Annotated in this window: 1 protein-coding gene; it reads right to left on the bottom strand. The window is 49.2% G+C overall.

The window, feature by feature from the left end; genetic code table 11:
- Positions 1 to 236 (bottom strand): aromatic amino acid lyase (locus R0J87_RS24670; protein WP_498889670.1); only part of this gene is annotated, 236 nt, incomplete at both ends.

Below are 236 nucleotides of genomic sequence, written 5' to 3'. Positions count from 1 at the left end.
ACCACCGGAAATGGCTTCTTCGCTGCTTATTACGATAGGGTTATCGGTTACCGAATTCATTTCAATTTCGGCTAACTCTTTAAGATGGTTATAAGCATTGCGCGAGGCACCATGTACCTGCGGAATACAGCGCAGCGAATATGGGTCCTGTACCCGGGCACAACCGGTATGCGAAGCCATATTCTCTGAGTCTTTAAACAGGCGGCGTATACGGGCAGCCACTTCGATATTGCCTG

The organism is Halomonas sp. SIMBA_159, from assembly GCF_046536035.1.
GTDB lineage: Bacteria > Pseudomonadota > Gammaproteobacteria > Pseudomonadales > Halomonadaceae > Vreelandella > Vreelandella venusta_A.
This window is presented reverse-complemented; position numbering and strand designations above follow the sequence as displayed.